This window comes from Lacticaseibacillus manihotivorans DSM 13343 = JCM 12514, assembly GCF_001435035.1.
Classification (GTDB): domain Bacteria; phylum Bacillota; class Bacilli; order Lactobacillales; family Lactobacillaceae; genus Lacticaseibacillus; species Lacticaseibacillus manihotivorans.
The window spans coordinates 1-14,695 of the sequence record NZ_AZEU01000027.1; the positions used below are offsets into that span (position 1 = coordinate 1).

The 14,695-nt window shown below is 49.1% G+C and carries 13 protein-coding genes; all 13 read right to left on the bottom strand.

Features of this window, described 5'->3' with window-relative positions; translation table 11 throughout:
- On the bottom strand, nucleotides 1–326 hold a 326-nt coding region (locus FD01_RS01760), incomplete at its 3' end, for a DUF6056 family protein (protein WP_156647254.1).
- A gap of 224 nt (nucleotides 327–550) precedes the next feature.
- Complete coding sequence (rny, locus tag FD01_RS01765) at nucleotides 551–2,122, bottom strand: ribonuclease Y (RefSeq protein ID WP_056962396.1); 1,572 nt, start codon at nucleotides 2,120–2,122, stop codon at nucleotides 551–553.
- A gap of 223 nt (nucleotides 2,123–2,345) precedes the next feature.
- Nucleotides 2,346–2,561 (bottom strand): hypothetical protein, encoded by a 216-nt coding sequence (locus FD01_RS01770; protein WP_054714967.1) that lies wholly within the window; start codon nucleotides 2,559–2,561, stop codon nucleotides 2,346–2,348.
- Nucleotides 2,562–2,566: 5 nt separating this feature from the next.
- A complete protein-coding gene (locus tag FD01_RS01775; RefSeq protein WP_152164819.1) occupies nucleotides 2,567–3,061 on the bottom strand; it encodes a hypothetical protein in 495 nt (164 codons plus the stop codon).
- Nucleotides 3,062–3,282: 221 nt separating this feature from the next.
- The gene (locus tag FD01_RS01780; protein ID WP_056962397.1) at nucleotides 3,283–4,524 is read right to left on the bottom strand and encodes a competence/damage-inducible protein A; all 1,242 of its coding nucleotides are present in this window, start codon (nucleotides 4,522–4,524) and stop codon (nucleotides 3,283–3,285) included.
- Nucleotides 4,525–4,661: 137 nt separating this feature from the next.
- Entirely contained in the window at nucleotides 4,662–5,231 is a 570-nt protein-coding gene (gene pgsA, locus FD01_RS01785) for a CDP-diacylglycerol--glycerol-3-phosphate 3-phosphatidyltransferase (RefSeq protein WP_054714962.1), read from the bottom strand.
- 2 nt (nucleotides 5,232–5,233) lie between these two features.
- The gene (locus FD01_RS01790; RefSeq protein ID WP_054714959.1) at nucleotides 5,234–6,157 is read right to left on the bottom strand and encodes a helix-turn-helix domain-containing protein; all 924 of its coding nucleotides are present in this window, start codon (nucleotides 6,155–6,157) and stop codon (nucleotides 5,234–5,236) included.
- Between the two features lie 90 nt (nucleotides 6,158–6,247).
- Entirely contained in the window at nucleotides 6,248–6,967 is a 720-nt protein-coding gene (ymfI, locus tag FD01_RS01795; protein WP_056962398.1) for an elongation factor P 5-aminopentanone reductase, read from the bottom strand.
- 1 nt (nucleotide 6,968) lies between these two features.
- Nucleotides 6,969–8,273 carry an EF-P 5-aminopentanol modification-associated protein YfmH gene (gene yfmH / locus FD01_RS01800; protein ID WP_056962399.1) on the bottom strand — a complete coding sequence of 435 codons (1,305 nt, stop codon included), beginning with the start codon at nucleotides 8,271–8,273 and terminating at the stop codon, nucleotides 6,969–6,971.
- Nucleotides 8,273–9,529 (bottom strand): EF-P 5-aminopentanol modification-associated protein YfmF, encoded by a 1,257-nt coding sequence (yfmF, locus tag FD01_RS01805; RefSeq protein WP_056962400.1) that lies wholly within the window; start codon nucleotides 9,527–9,529, stop codon nucleotides 8,273–8,275. The genes yfmH and yfmF overlap by 1 nt, the downstream gene beginning before the upstream one ends.
- A gap of 2 nt (nucleotides 9,530–9,531) precedes the next feature.
- Nucleotides 9,532–11,808 (bottom strand): DNA translocase FtsK, encoded by a 2,277-nt coding sequence (locus tag FD01_RS01810; RefSeq protein WP_056962401.1) that lies wholly within the window; start codon nucleotides 11,806–11,808, stop codon nucleotides 9,532–9,534.
- 145 nt (nucleotides 11,809–11,953) lie between these two features.
- Nucleotides 11,954–14,008 (bottom strand): DNA topoisomerase 3, encoded by a 2,055-nt coding sequence (locus FD01_RS01815; protein WP_056962402.1) that lies wholly within the window; start codon nucleotides 14,006–14,008, stop codon nucleotides 11,954–11,956.
- Between the two features lie 11 nt (nucleotides 14,009–14,019).
- Nucleotides 14,020–14,529 (bottom strand): tRNA (uridine(34)/cytosine(34)/5-carboxymethylaminomethyluridine(34)-2'-O)-methyltransferase TrmL, encoded by a 510-nt coding sequence (trmL, locus tag FD01_RS01820; RefSeq protein WP_054714957.1) that lies wholly within the window; start codon nucleotides 14,527–14,529, stop codon nucleotides 14,020–14,022.
- Nucleotides 14,530–14,695: the final 166 nt, after the last annotated feature.

Genomic DNA, 14,695 nt, shown 5'->3' on the forward strand with positions numbered 1-14,695 from the left:
TTCCGCCGGATTATTTTGAATATTGGCCGCCGGAATAGCGTGCCGCGCGACACCATCAAATACGTGAGCAATATAAATGCAAGACCGTTTAATGCGGAGCTGGCAATGTGTGGCATAAACGCCAGCAGCCGGGCAATGATTTGACCAAAGAAACGGCCATTCCAGTAAAAATAATCGTGAAAGCTCGCATGAAAAAGACTCGCAACAGACGGCAGGGATGCAAAGGTTAAATCATCGTTCATCAGAGGCATCATCAAATTCCAGCTGAACGTAATCAAGAATTCGATTACCAAAACAGCAAGTTGTAGAGGGTGAATACGTTTCATCAAGTTCGACCTTTGTGTTTGTATTTGTAGGTAGAATTACAACGCTACGATGTTTATTGTATCATGTATATTCTGTTTTAATGGGCACATGAAGATGATTGCTAAAAGTAGTAATACGAAAATCATATTATATCCCACTACTTGAAATTCGAATGCTGCTTGACATGCAATTCACTACGTCAAGACAAAATACGCCCACCATCACTGGTAGACGCATCTCTTGACTATTTGGCATATTCCACCGTCCGCTTTTCGCGAATGACGGTGACTTTGATATGCCCTGGATATTCCAGTTCTTTTTCGATTTGGTTGCGAATGTCGCGCGCCAATACCACGGATTGTTCGTCTGACAACTTGTCAGGCTGCACGATCACGCGGACTTCGCGGCCGGCTTGAATCGCAAAGGAGTGGTCGACACCTGGATAGGCGTTGGCGATGGATTCCAGCTTTTCAAGGCGGTGCAAGTAATTCTCCAGCGATTCGCTACGAGCGCCTGGACGCGCCGCAGAAATCGCATCAGCTGCGGCCACTAACACGGAAATCACACTGGTTGCTGGGACATCCCCGTGGTGTGACGCGATTGCGTTAATCACTGTTGCTGGTTCTTTGTACTTCGTTGCCAGCTCGACGCCAATTTCAACGTGAGAGCCGTCAACTTCATGATCTAGTGCTTTGCCGATATCATGCAATAATCCGGCGCGTTTCGCCATGGTGACATCAACACCGAGCTCGGCTGCCATTACCCCGGCAAGTTTTGCCACTTGAATGGAGTGATCGAGCACATTTTGGCCATAAGAAGTCCTGAAGTGTAAGCGGCCCAAGACTTTGATCAAGTCTGGGTGCATGTTGTGGATCCCGATATCAAAAATGGCTTGCTCCCCAAATTCACGGATGCGATCATCCATTTCTTTGCGGGCTTTATCCACCATTTCTTCAATGCGAGCCGGATGGATCCGGCCATCTTGGATCAACTTTTCCAACGCCATGCGCGCAATTTCACGGCGGATCGGATCAAAACCAGACAACACTACAGCTTCTGGCGTATCGTCGATGATCAAATCGATCCCTGTGAGCGTTTCCAACGTGCGAATGTTGCGCCCTTCACGGCCAATGATGCGGCCTTTCATGTCATCGTTTGGTAAGTTCACCACGGTGACAGTGGATTCGGCCACCACATCAGAAGCCGAACGCTGGATCGCTTGGGCGATCAGCATTTTGGCTTGTTTGTCGGCAGTGTCTTTGGCTTCGGTTTCACTTTCTTTGATCAGCTTTGCTCGCTCATGGGCAAGTTCGGCTTTGGTATCAGTCAGGATCCGGTCGCGGGCTTGGCTTTTGGTCAATTCCGCGACTTGTTCTAAGGTCTTTTGTTGTTCGGCAATGATGGCAGCAATACTAGCTTCACGTTCATCTAGTTGTTGCTGCTTGGCATTTAAATTGGCATCTCGATCAGACAGGCTTTGTTCTTTACGATCCAGCGTGTCGTCGCGATGATCCAGCGTCGCTTCCCGTGAAACGTTACGATTCTCCGCTTTTTGCACTTCATTGCGGCGATCTTGTAACTCTTGTTCCACTTGGCTGCGATACTCATGCGCTTGATCTTTGGCTTCGATCAAGGTCTCTTTTTTAAGCGTGGATGCTTCTTTTTTAGCGGCCTCAATTATCCCAGTTGCGCTGTCATGCGCTTGATCTAAGCTTTGTTGGTGCTTGCGTTGCTGGATAATGTTCCCAATCCAAACCCCGATCGCTAAGGCGATGATCGCGACGAGGATAATTGCGGCCCATGTTCCTGAGCTCATCTGTTCACCTCCGCATCATCATAGCGATGGTTCTAATAGAACGTTCACTGATGCTATTTTATAGAATTAGTTAATACTATTCGATTGTAGCGAACCCGCGCCTGCAAGTCAATCATGGCTTGGTATGCAATGCCGGTTAACGCTTGCAAAAATGGACAGCTGGCGGGCTGTCCATTGGGGTCAAAGTTTATTCTTTGGTGCCGCGTTAACTGATCACATTCACTCAGCGAAAGCGAAATCTCATCCGTCCCAGTGATAGGTGACGGGCATTTTCTGCCATTTCTGCACGATCGCGAGTAATTAAGTCATCTGGTGATCGATACAACAGGTCTGTCTTTAATGCGGTATCAGGAATTCTCGGGTCATTCAAAACCTCTAAGATTCCACGAAGCTCTTCGTCTGAAGCAACCTGATAATGCAGATCCGCCTTTGTATACATTAATCTCAACTCCTTCGCAGCTTAGTTTCTGCGGCATATTTCTTTGAGGACTCAATGAAGTCCAAATAATTGTTCATTAACCGTTGTTTTTGAGATTCTACAACAATTTCTTCAAAAAAAGGAACGTTTAGCAACCGTGACAGCTCGTCCCAGACACTCGCGTACATTTGAGATTCATTGATCATATCATAATGAACGAACCCAGACAAGACATTCAGTCGCTGAAATACTCTTTCAAAATGCGACTCTTTAATTACATTACCTAACAAGTACCGCTGTGCTTTGGTTAAGTGCTTACCAAGATGCAACGGATGCAATAATTCAAGATAAGTCGCAATCGATCGATCCATTTCAGGCACTACGTCATCATTGAAATAGCCAAGTGCATCGATCGTATGATCAAACAACTCCACTTCCGTCGCTCGAGTCGCCTTACGCTGCTCTTTCAAATAAGAGCTGACGCCTAAATACCCACTGGCCACCACCAACAACCCTTGCACCAAGTTCCACAACAATAACCACCGACCGACTGCGCTAGACTGGCTGCGAAACACCGGCCCGATTCACACCAACGCCTGCACCACAATACCACCAACATTCACAATTGCGACACTCAACAACAGCCACCAGGTTTTGCGTTTTTCCATAGTGATCGCCCCTTCACTATATAAATACGCAAAAAAACCGAGAATCATCTTCTCGGCCCAAAATAAATTTTCAATTATTCATTCAACGCCTGATAAATCGTAAATAATCCCGCTTTCACCGCCCGGCCGCGGACATCTGCTCGCGCGCCTGGAAAATGATACAAGGCCGCAGTCGTCGGCTTCCCCGATTGTGCCAAACCGATCCACACCGTCCCAGCTTCTTGGCCTTCGGCAGGTCCCGGTCCAGCCACCCCAGTAAATGAAATGGCGATATCTGCTTCAGCTTTGCTCAACGCCCCGTCAGCCATTGCAATCGCAGTTTGTTCACTGACGGCGCCATCGGCATTGATTTTCGCTTCATCTAAGCCCAGGAATAAGGCTTTGGTGTGGTTGCTATAGGTCACAAATCCGCCTTTAAACCACTCAGAAACGCCGGGCACATCGCCTAATGCAGCTTGGAACGCCCCAGCAGTCAAACTTTCTGCCGCCGTCAACGTCAGATGATGCGTCGATAAAGCATGCACGGCCACTTGCGCTAGTGAATTATCATCACCAAATCCGTAGAAGTACTGGCCAACGCGATTTAACACGGCTTTTTGCATCGGGGCAATCAAAGCTTGCGCTGCTTCAGGCGTTTCAGCCTTGGCCGTGATCCGCAACGTGACTTCCCAATCTTTAATGTAAGGCGCGATAGTTGGGTTGGTTTGATTTTCGATCAAATCTTGCAGTTCTGTGACTAACGCTGACTCACCGATGCCAAAGAAGCGTAACACTTTACTTTTCAACACCGCATTGCCGCCAAGGACTTTCAACAAGTATGGCACCAGTTGATCTAACACCATCGGCTTGAATTCCTTAGGTGGCCCAGGTAGTAAAATGTAGCGATGTCCCGGCGCTTCAAACACTGCCCCAACCGCTAACCCGACATGATTGGCCAACACATGAGCGCCTTCAGGATACTGGGCTTGCACCCAATTGTTGGCCGTCATTGTGTGATGTTGCTGTTCGGCATAATGCGCCAACTTATCGTGAGCCGGCTGATCAGTGGCAAGGGGCACACCTAAATGTTTGGCCAACACTTGTTTGGACAAATCGTCTTTGGTCGGACCAAGGCCGCCGAGCAACACGACCACATCAGCGCGTGAATCAGCCAGTTGTAACGCTTGTTCCATCCGCTCAGGATTATCACCGACCACTTGTTGATTTAAGCTATCAATGCCTAAATCGGCAAATTGTTTGGCTAAGAAGCTGGCATTAGAGTTAACGATTTGACCTAGAAGAATTTCGGTCCCAACGGCAATGATTTCTGCTTGCATGTGCTTACCACCTTTTAAAAAATATTTTGTGCTGATCGCGTCGCGTTTTTTGAAGCAACGCAGCCACGGCTAGCTTCAAAAGCCACTGGGAAACCAAAAAACGCAGGCCACCACTCGGGCGGCACTGCGTTGAAAATTTAGAACGAATCGGAGAAAACTCCGCGGTTCTTGTAGAAGTATTCAGTCCCGGAGTAAATCGTGAAGAATACCGCCAAGTAAAACAAGATCAAGTCGATGCGCAATCCTAAGCCAAAGTTGTTGAACATTAAGAAAATGATCGCAAACATTTGTGCATTGGTTTTGATTTTACCAGGCCAAGCCGCAGCCATCACTTCACCGCTACCTGCCAGCAACAAGCGCAAGCCAGTCACTGCCAGTTCCCGCCACAAGATGATCGCCACACCCCAAGCAGGCACGGAGCCGCGCACTGCCAAGAAGATGAACGCGGTCATGACCAACAATTTGTCTGCCAAAGGATCGGCAAACTTCCCGAAATTAGTCACCAGGTGGTTGCGCCGCGCGATTTGGCCATCCGCAAAATCCGTCAAGCACGCCACGATAAAAATGATCACCCCAACAAACCAGCTAGTGGCCACTGGTTCGCCGAATACGGACACGGCGCCGGCTGGCCAATTAAACACTAACAATAACGTGAAGATTGGAATCAAAATCATCCGCATCAGCGTTAATTTATTTGGTAAATTCACCCTTAATTACCCGCACTTTCCGTTGTAAAGTTGATGGTTCGAACAAAACTGGTCCCACTGGAGATATCCACATTGGTCTTGTTCAACTTAATGGTCGTCGTCGTCGCATTCCCAGACTTCACCGCAAAGCTCGTGGTGCCAGCTGGCAAGTCAACCGTATGATCAGCACCGGCAGATAACGTCCCTTGCCAAGTAGCCGTCCCATTGATCAAGACTTCGACCCAAGCCGCACTCTTGGAGGCGCCGACGGTAATCGTGTTGGCAGTCGTCGGCCAGTTCTTCACCGTCACGGCTTGAGCAGCGTTCGCTTCAGCAGCGACAGCCACGCTCAACTTGCTGGAAGCCTTTTTGCTAGAGCTAGATTTCTTGGTTTTCTTCTTGCTGGAGCTCGTCGACTTGTCTGACGCACTTGAAGATTTGCTCGATGACTTGCTAGAAGACTTCTTAGACGTGCTGGTCTTCTTTTTGCTGGAAACTGTCACTGAGCTGGCCGTGTCTGGGATTGCTTGCTTATCAGCTTGCGAGCTCTTAAAAGTCACCACATAAGCCACAGCAATGATCAACACCGCCACCACTGCGATCACAATTTGTGGTAAATAACGGCGCAGTTTGTTCACTGGCTTGTCGGCCACAGCGCGCGTTTTGCGTGATTGGCTTTCAACTGATTGTTCTACATATTCTTGGGGCTGCGTATCTGGAATGTCTTGTTGAAATTGTGTCAACAAAGCATCAGAGTCGATGCCTACTGTATCGGCATATTGTTTGATAAACGCACGCACATAAAAGTCACCTGGCAGCGCATCGAAATTACCTTCTTCGATGGCGATCAAGTAACGTTTTTGAATCTTCGTGATCTGTTGCAGATCATCGAGGGTATAGCCCTTTTCAATCCGGGCGGTGCGCAGTTTTTGCCCAATTTCATCCATTTGTTTTCTTCACCCGCTAAGTATTTAATGTCTATTTTCAGTATAACATGAATCGACATGAGCATGAATTAAGAAATTGTTGAGATGCACTTAACGTAACCACCCGCCAGTGACATAAAGCGTTTGGCCAGTCAGATAAGCCGCTTCTGGTTGCAGCAAAGTCGCCACGTAAAAGCTGATATCTTGGGGTTTTGCCAGCCGAGCAGCGGGAATTTCGTCTTTAACCGCGGCTAAAGTCTCTGGATCAAACATGTGATTCATCTTCGTATCCACTGCACCTGGCGCCACGACATTAACTGTAATGCCTAAACTGGCGACTTCTTGCGCGTAGGCCTTGACAAAAGCAGACTGCCCACCTTTCACCGTGGAGTATGCCACTTCCATCGCAGAACCTGAACCACCATAAACCGACCCGATGAAAACGATTCGACCATGGCCGCTTTGGGCCAACTTTTTTTCAAGCTTGGTCAACATGGCCATTGGGGTCAACAAGTGAACGCGCATCAACGCAGTTAGTTCCTCAACCGTTGTGTCTTTAAACAAGTGATAATACGTTTGCCCGGCAGCAAACACCACCGCATCCAAGGAAAACAGTTGCCCGACCAAGTCATCTAAATGTTCCGGATCAGTGAGATCATAAGCCAAGGGGATAAAATCCTGCTTGGGATATTTGGCCGCTAGCTGCTTCACCAAGTCATCGACCGGATGCGCATGATAATGCAAGTACAACGAGTATCCTTCGGCGGCCAATTTTTCAGCAATAGCCGTGCCGATATCACCAGAGGCGCCGATAATCAATGCTGAACGCATATTACGCTTCCTCTCCATCAGTGGGATAGATGATCAAGCTAGCGACTGCTTCTGGATCAAATAACTGGCGGGCCGCAGTTTGCACATCTTCAAATGACACGTTTTGGAGCAGTCGTTGATAGTCAAACAAGTTGACCGCACCAAAGCTTTGACTGCTGATGCCATTGGCAATGCTTGACATCGAGTTCAACGACATCGCGTACTTCCCCAGTGCGGCATGTTTCAAGCGTTCAAAACGCTCAGGCGTCAGCTCTGGTTGATCGACCCCTTGCGCGATCACTTGTTGCAACGCATCGATCAAAGCCGTGGGATCATCGGCATCCCCACCAAGCGTGGCAAAGTTGAACGTCCGCTGCGCTTCAAACCCATAATCAAAAGAATCATCCACTAAACCGGCGTCATACCATTGTTGATAAAGCGGAGACGAATCGCCAAACAAGGCTTCTAATAACAGACGTGTGGCAATTTGTTGTTTCAAGCCGGCTTCATCATCGACGATTTTAGTTTGGCCTTTAATGCCGACCATCACTTTTGGCCGCACTACCGGCAAGGCCAATTCACGATGAGCGATCACTGAATGCTTGTCCAGATCCCAATCCACACCGCGCAAGATTGAATCCGATGCTGGGAAGGTCTTGGTCGCTTGATTGGCTACAACTAAATCGATCACATGCTCAGGATCCACTGGTCCCACCACCGTCAAGGTCATATTGCTAGGATGGTAAAAGCGGGCACGCGCTTGATATAACATTTCCGGCGTAATCGTCGCGATCGAATCAATGGTCCCAGTGACATCGACAGATGCTGGGTGGTTGGGATAAAGCGAGCCCAATAAGCCCAAATACAGCCGCCAGCCAGGGTCATCTTGATACATTTGAATTTCTTGGCCGATGATGCCTTTTTCTTTGTTGACGGTTTTATCCGTAAAGTAAGGATCTTGGACAAAGTCTAATAACGTGTTGAGATTTTGGTCGACCGCACGACTGGCAGAAAACAAATAGGCCGTCCGAGTCGTCGAGGTGTAAGCATTGGCATTGGCGCCAGTTTCACCGAATAAGTCGAAGGCATCGTGATCGGCTTTTTCAAACATTTTGTGTTCGAGAAAATGCGCGATCCCGGCCGGTTGTTGCACCATCTCAGTTTCGCCTATCGGCACAAAGCTGGTGTCAATGGCGCCATAGTTGGTGGCAAACAAGGCATAGGTTTCATGAAAATCAGGCTTTGGCACGATCAACACGCGCAAGCCATTGGTGAGGGTTTGCGTGTACAGCACTTCGCCTAATGTTGGATAATCGTGTTTTTCCATCAGCCCACCTCTTTTTGTAAACAATAAATCGCTTGTAAATCAAATTTTTCCGCCGCTTGCATCACTTGCTCGCGGGTGACGGCTTGAACGCCGGCAATATAGTCCGCTAAAGTATGCGGTTGGCTCGGCCATAAACTTTCTAATAACCCGACGCGGGCTAAGAAGCGTGGCGCATCATAGGCGGTTTCGCGATTGGCGATCAAGCCATCTTTCATGGTTTGCAGTTGGGCGTCAGTGAAATCGCCTTGTTGGATCTGGTTGAGCTGTTCGCCGATCAGCTTCAGCACAACCGCTTGTTTTTCCGCATCGATCCCAGTTTGCACCGTCACCAAATGCCGCGCTTGATCAAAGGAGCTGGACGCATAATAAGCCAAGCTCGCCTTTTCACGGACATTAGTGAATAACTTGGATAACGCAGAACCACCGAATAACTCATTGGCCACAATCGTTGCATAAGCTTTCGGACCAAAATAATCCGTGTCGACATGATAGCCGAGATTTAACTTCGCTTGAATCACCGGGGCGTTGACTTGATCGGTGAGCACTTCATGCACCGGCACCTCGACGTCAAGCGCTGCTTCAGCCAATGCTCGCGGTGCAAAATCAAAGTCCGCAGCGAATTGCTGAACTTGTGCTTCATCAACATTGCCTAATACCACGATTTCAATGCGATCTTGGGTGAGCATTTGATGATAAACTGCCACCAAGTGTTTGGCCGTCACTTTCGCTAACCCTTCAGGCGTCCCAAAAGAAGGCGTCGCTTGGCTAGGGTCTCGTTGAAAATACAACGCTTGTAAGCCTAAAGCCGCTTGCGTTTGGCGATCTTCTTGTAAACTTTCCAAATACTGTTTCAAATTGTGTTGTTCACGAGAAAAAATTGCCTCATCAAAGCGGTCATTGACCATTAAAGGATTAAACAACACTTGCTTTAAAAAGGCCATCCCTTGGGCTAACAAATCGGATTGGGCCAATTGATCACTGAGCAAATTCATTGAGGCGGTGACGCGATGCATCCGCCCTTCTTTGCCCACGCCGATGCCAAAACTAGCCCCAAACAAAGCTTCGAGATAGGCGGATAATTCAGATTGCGTCGGATACTTGCGGCTAGCAGTTTCTAACACACTGGTCAACAGCGTCCGCGCCGCCACATCAGCTTTTGCTAACGGGGCTAAGAAATGCACCGCGATGCGGGTGGTTTTAAATTGGGTCGTGGGGATCACCGTTAAGCCCACGCCTTTGGTTAATTCAATGCGCATGTTTACTCCTGTTCAGCTGGTGGATTCACTAAGACTTTGCGTGGCTTGGCCCCATCTGGTGGGGTGATGATGCCTTGTTGTTGCAAGTCATCGATCAAGCGCGCCGCGCGGTTGTAGCCGATTCTAAAGCGGCGTTGCAACATACTGGTCGACGCACTTTGTTGCTGAATGACAAAGGCTTTGGCATCATCATACAGCTCATCATCTGACGCGCCATTTTGACCTGGTTCTGGGGCATCGCTTGGCGCCATCTCTTCAATATACTCCGGCTGCACTTGATCGGTAATGGCATTGACCACGGCTTCCACATCCTCAGATGGGATAAACGCGCCTTGAATCCGCATCGGGCTAGAGGCATCGATGGGTTTGTACAACATATCCCCGCGGCCAAGCAATTTTTCAGCGCCATTCGCATCCAAAATGGTCCGTGAATCGACCCCACTGGATACCGCAAAGGCAATGCGTGATGGAATATTGGCTTTGATCAAGCCAGTGATAACATCAACCGAAGGCCGCTGAGTGGCGATGATGATGTGGATCCCAGCCGCCCGTGCCATTTGGGCTAAACGCACAATTGCCGTTTCCACTTCATTACCAGCGACCATCATCAAATCAGATAATTCATCGACGATCACCACAATGTAAGGCATTTTAGTCATTGCAGGATCATCAGATTGGGCAACTTTTTTGTTGTATTCGCCCATATTGCGCACGCCAGCTGCGGCAAAGCGCTCATAGCGATGTTCCATTTCTTTGAGGACCTTGTTCAACGCACTTGGCGCGAGCTTGGCTTCCGTCACCACTGGCGTCAATAAATGCGGCACACCGTTGTAAACCGACAATTCTACTTTTTTCGGATCGATCAACATCATCCGCACTTGATCCGGTTTAGCCGTCATTAAAATGCTGGTGATGATCACGTTGATCATGACGGATTTCCCAGAGCCAGTAGCCCCAGCGATCAATAAGTGCGGCATTTTGGACAAGTCCATGGTTTGCACATGACCGTTGACGTCTTTACCTAACGGGATCACCAAAGGCTTGCCAGGATGTTGCGGCGAATGTTGCAAAACGTCGCGATAGCCAACGGTGGCGATTTGGGTGTTCGGCACTTCGATCCCGATCAAGGATTTCCCAGGAATCGGCGCTTCGATCCGGATATCCTTAGCGGCTAAGGCTAAGGCCAAGTCATCGGCTAAGTTGACGATTTTTGACACTTTCACACCAGTGGCTGGTTGAATTTCATACTGGGTGATCGAAGGGCCTAAGGTGGCAGACTTCACCGACACATCCACCCCGAAGGAATCCATCGTATCTTTGAGTTTGATCCGGTTTTGCTTGATCAAATTCACTTCTTTGGATTGATCCACGGATTGCACTGGGGATAACAAGCTGATCGGCGGCATGATGTAATCGGCGCCGGTACTTGCGGTGTCCAACTCAGCTTCATCATCAGTTGTTTGAGTTTCCACTGGTTCAGGCTGAGGTTGTGGTTTGGGTTGTTCTGGTTGCGGCGCTGGCGTTGGGGCATTGATGGTAAAATCATCCGCTTCTGCCCGCGGTTTCGGTAAATCTTTATCTTCACTATTTTTTTTGGGCTTTTCAGCTTTCGGTTTTGGCTGGCGTTTAGGTTTTGTCGCCGCTTGGTCTTGCATATTGGCGATGCCCGTTTTCAACCCACTGACCGCCCGCGCGCAACCGTGGCCGATCGCATGAAACACATTGAAAACTTGTTCCGGGGTGACGCCAGCAATGATCAAAATACCAACAACGGTCAACAAGCCAAACAGGATCTCGGTGCCGACCATGGAAATCAGCGGCGCAAATAAGCCAAAAATTAGCCCACCAAGCAAGCCGCCGCCAGCGTCACTGGTCGTGGTCACTAAGGCGAAATCATTTTGCAAGGTGCGCCAAATCGCCAGTTCAAAATGACTGTGCACATTGAGTTGACTCATCGACAAGCCGGTGACTAAGACGAGAATGCTGACGTAAGCGAGTAGGCCACCCCATAACCAGCGCGGCCGGATGTGGGGCAAGGTCGCAGTGGCTGCCAGCCATGCGCCAAAGCCGGTAAACAACACCGTCAAGAATAAGAACGTGTTGCCGCCGAGCAAGCGGAAGCAATTGGCGAACACTGCGCCGATGAGGCCAAGGCGAAACATGGCCAATAAACCGATCACGACAAACACGACCCCTACCCAATTTAAGGTATGGTCTTTGGTGGTGGTGCGGCGAGTGGTTTTGCGTTTGCGCGTGGTCGGTTTGCGTCTAGTTGCCATGTTTGCCTCCTCAAAGCTCTTAACTCACCTATTATACACGACCCTCTCACTGAATGAAAAAAGGCTTCCGACCGATATTATTTTGTGAAAATAGTTTTGCGCCGAAAACTAAAAAAGCCTGACCCTCACAGTCAGACTTTCTCAGTTAATCTTGATGCTTCATCGCAGCTTTCAAGGCTAATGCTAACGGACTTTCTTCTTCAGGTTCGGCTTGTTTGCTATATTGCTTCATCAAACGTTGGGTTTCACGCTTGTTCACGCGGCCTTTTTTGCCTTTGGCTGCAGACATTTGCTCGGTGTTGCCACAGTTTTGACACTTGAAGTAATCGCCGTTGTTGCCAGTTAAGATCACCATTTTCTTGTGGCAATTGGCACAACGATGGTTGGACAACTTGGGATCGCGGAAGCGGCTATAGTGGCATTCGGGATTCGAACAAATCAATTTCACGCCCATTTTGGTGGCCTTTTCACGCAAGCGCGAGCCACATTCTGGGCACTTCTTCATGGTTAAGTTGGGATCATCGTATTTGACGGTACTTTGTTTAACTTCAAGCACTAACCGCTTGGTGGCATCCTTGATGTCGCCCATGAAAGCCTTGCGGGTGGTTTGGCCTTTTTCGATGGCTTGCAGTTGTGCTTCCCAACGGGCGGTGAGATCTGGTGTCACGAGGTCTGGATTGACGAGTTTCAACAAGGCATGGCCTTTGGTGGTGACCAAAAGTTCCCGGCCGCGCTTTTCCATCGAACCTGCAGATTGCAGCTTATCGATGATATCGGCGCGCGTCGCTGGGGTCCCTAAACCAAAGTGATCCATTTTGCCCAGCAAAGTCGCTTCGTTCAACCGGGCTGGTGGATTCGTTTGATGGGACTTGACGATAAACTTGCCAGAAAGCTTGGCGCCAACGGGTAAGGCTTCTGCAGTCGATTTTTCCACATCTTTAAACCCAGGCTCGATGACGCTGGTGGTTTTCACGGTTAACGTTTGGTCGCCGGCTTTTAAGGTGTAAGTCAACACGTCAGCGCGGTACGCCGGTTTGAACAAGTCGATGAAGCGCATGGCGATCAGGCGATAGATCTTCAGTTCATCTGGTTCCAACCGACTCGGGTCCACCATTTCTTCGGTGGGGATCAAGCCATAGTGATCGCCGACTTTGGCATCGTTATACACATAATCCGGGGCTGTGCCGCGTTTTGCCAGTTGGGCAGCAGTTTTGGAAAAGCGCCCCATCGCGGCCAGTCGCGCACCCATCGTGGCTTTAAGATCAGTGGTCAAATAGCGCGAATCCGTCCGCGGATAAGTGACCAACTTCTCGCGTTCATACAATCGTTGCAAGGTGTTGAGCGTTTGTTTTGGTGAGAAGCCGTATTGCTGGTTGGCCACTTGTTGCAATTCATTCAAGTCAAAAGGCAGTGGTGGCTGGACAGTTTCATGCTTGGCTTTCACTGCCGTCACGGTCAATTGTTGTTTGCTCAACGTGTCGGCTTCAACTTGGGCTTGGTGTTGATCCGAAAATTGCCGATCCAAACTGGCATTGCCCAATGGCGTCTTCACGCTAAGTTGATAATACGTCTGCGGCTTAAATTGATTGATTTTGGCTTCTTGAGCGGCCACAAAAGCTAACGTTGGGGTTTGCACGCGACCGGCAGACAGCGAATCATGATACTTCACGGTCAACGCGCGGGACACATTTAAGCCCACCAACCAATCGGCTTCTGCTCGGGCCAAGGCCGCTTGATGTAAGTTTTCAAAATCTGTTGCTGGCCGCAAATGGGCAAAGCCATCTTTAATCGCCGCATCAGTTTGCGACGAGATCCACAACCGCTTCAACGGCTGGTTGAATTTCAAATAATCAAAAATATACCGCGCGACCAATTCCCCTTCACGCCCAGCATCCGTAGCGATGATACCGACTTTGATGTCTTGGCGCTTGGCTAAGGATTTCACCACGGCGAGTTGTTTGCGCGTTTCTTTCAGCGGGGTGATCTCTAAGGTTTCTGGGATCATTGGCAAGGTATTGAAAGTCCACTCGGCCCATTCTTTATGATATTGTTCTGGCATTTTCAAGGTGAGTAAGTGGCCAAGCGACCACGTGACGATGTAGCCATTGCCTTCAAAATAGCCGGCATGTTTTTGATCAGCTTTTAAAACGCGGGCCAGTTCAGCGCCGACGCTAGGTTTTTCTGCAAGAACCAGTTGCATGAGGATCCTTTCTACTTGAGCTTGTCGTGTTCGTAGGTGTGCGTGCGTTCAAGGCCGGCGAAGTTTTGTTGGCGCAAGGCTTCAAAAATCACCAACGCCGCACAGTTAGACAAGTTCAAGGCACGAACGTTTTCAGTCATCGGAATGCGCACCGCTTTTTCAGGGTTTTCGCGCATGAAGGGTTCAGGCAAGCCAGTGGTTTCCTTGCCGAACATGTAGTAGTGATCTTTGGTGGTGTCAGAATAATCGACATCGGAGTATGTTTTGTCCGCAAACTTGGAGACCAAATACAAGTAGCGCTTGTCAGGCACTGTGGCCATGAAATCGTCCAGCGAATCATGATACACGATTTTCACGCTGTCCCAATAGTCCAAGCCGGCGCGCTTCAGGTGTTTGTCGTCGGTTTCAAAGCCCAGCGGTTTGATCAAGTGTAAATAAGAGTCAGTTGCCGCGGCGGTGCGGGCGATGTTACCAGTGTTTGCTGGGATCAGCGGTTCAAACAAAACGATGTGATTAGCCATGATTGCCTCCAAAATTTGTGTTAACTCATTCTACCACAGTGACCAAAAAATCCCCCATGTCCCCTGAATAAGAGGATTTTCATGTTTTCCCGCGCATAAAAATACCGCCTCGGTGTCTAGCACGGCGAGACGGTACCTTAATTAAGTTTCCTATCGCTAACTTTAA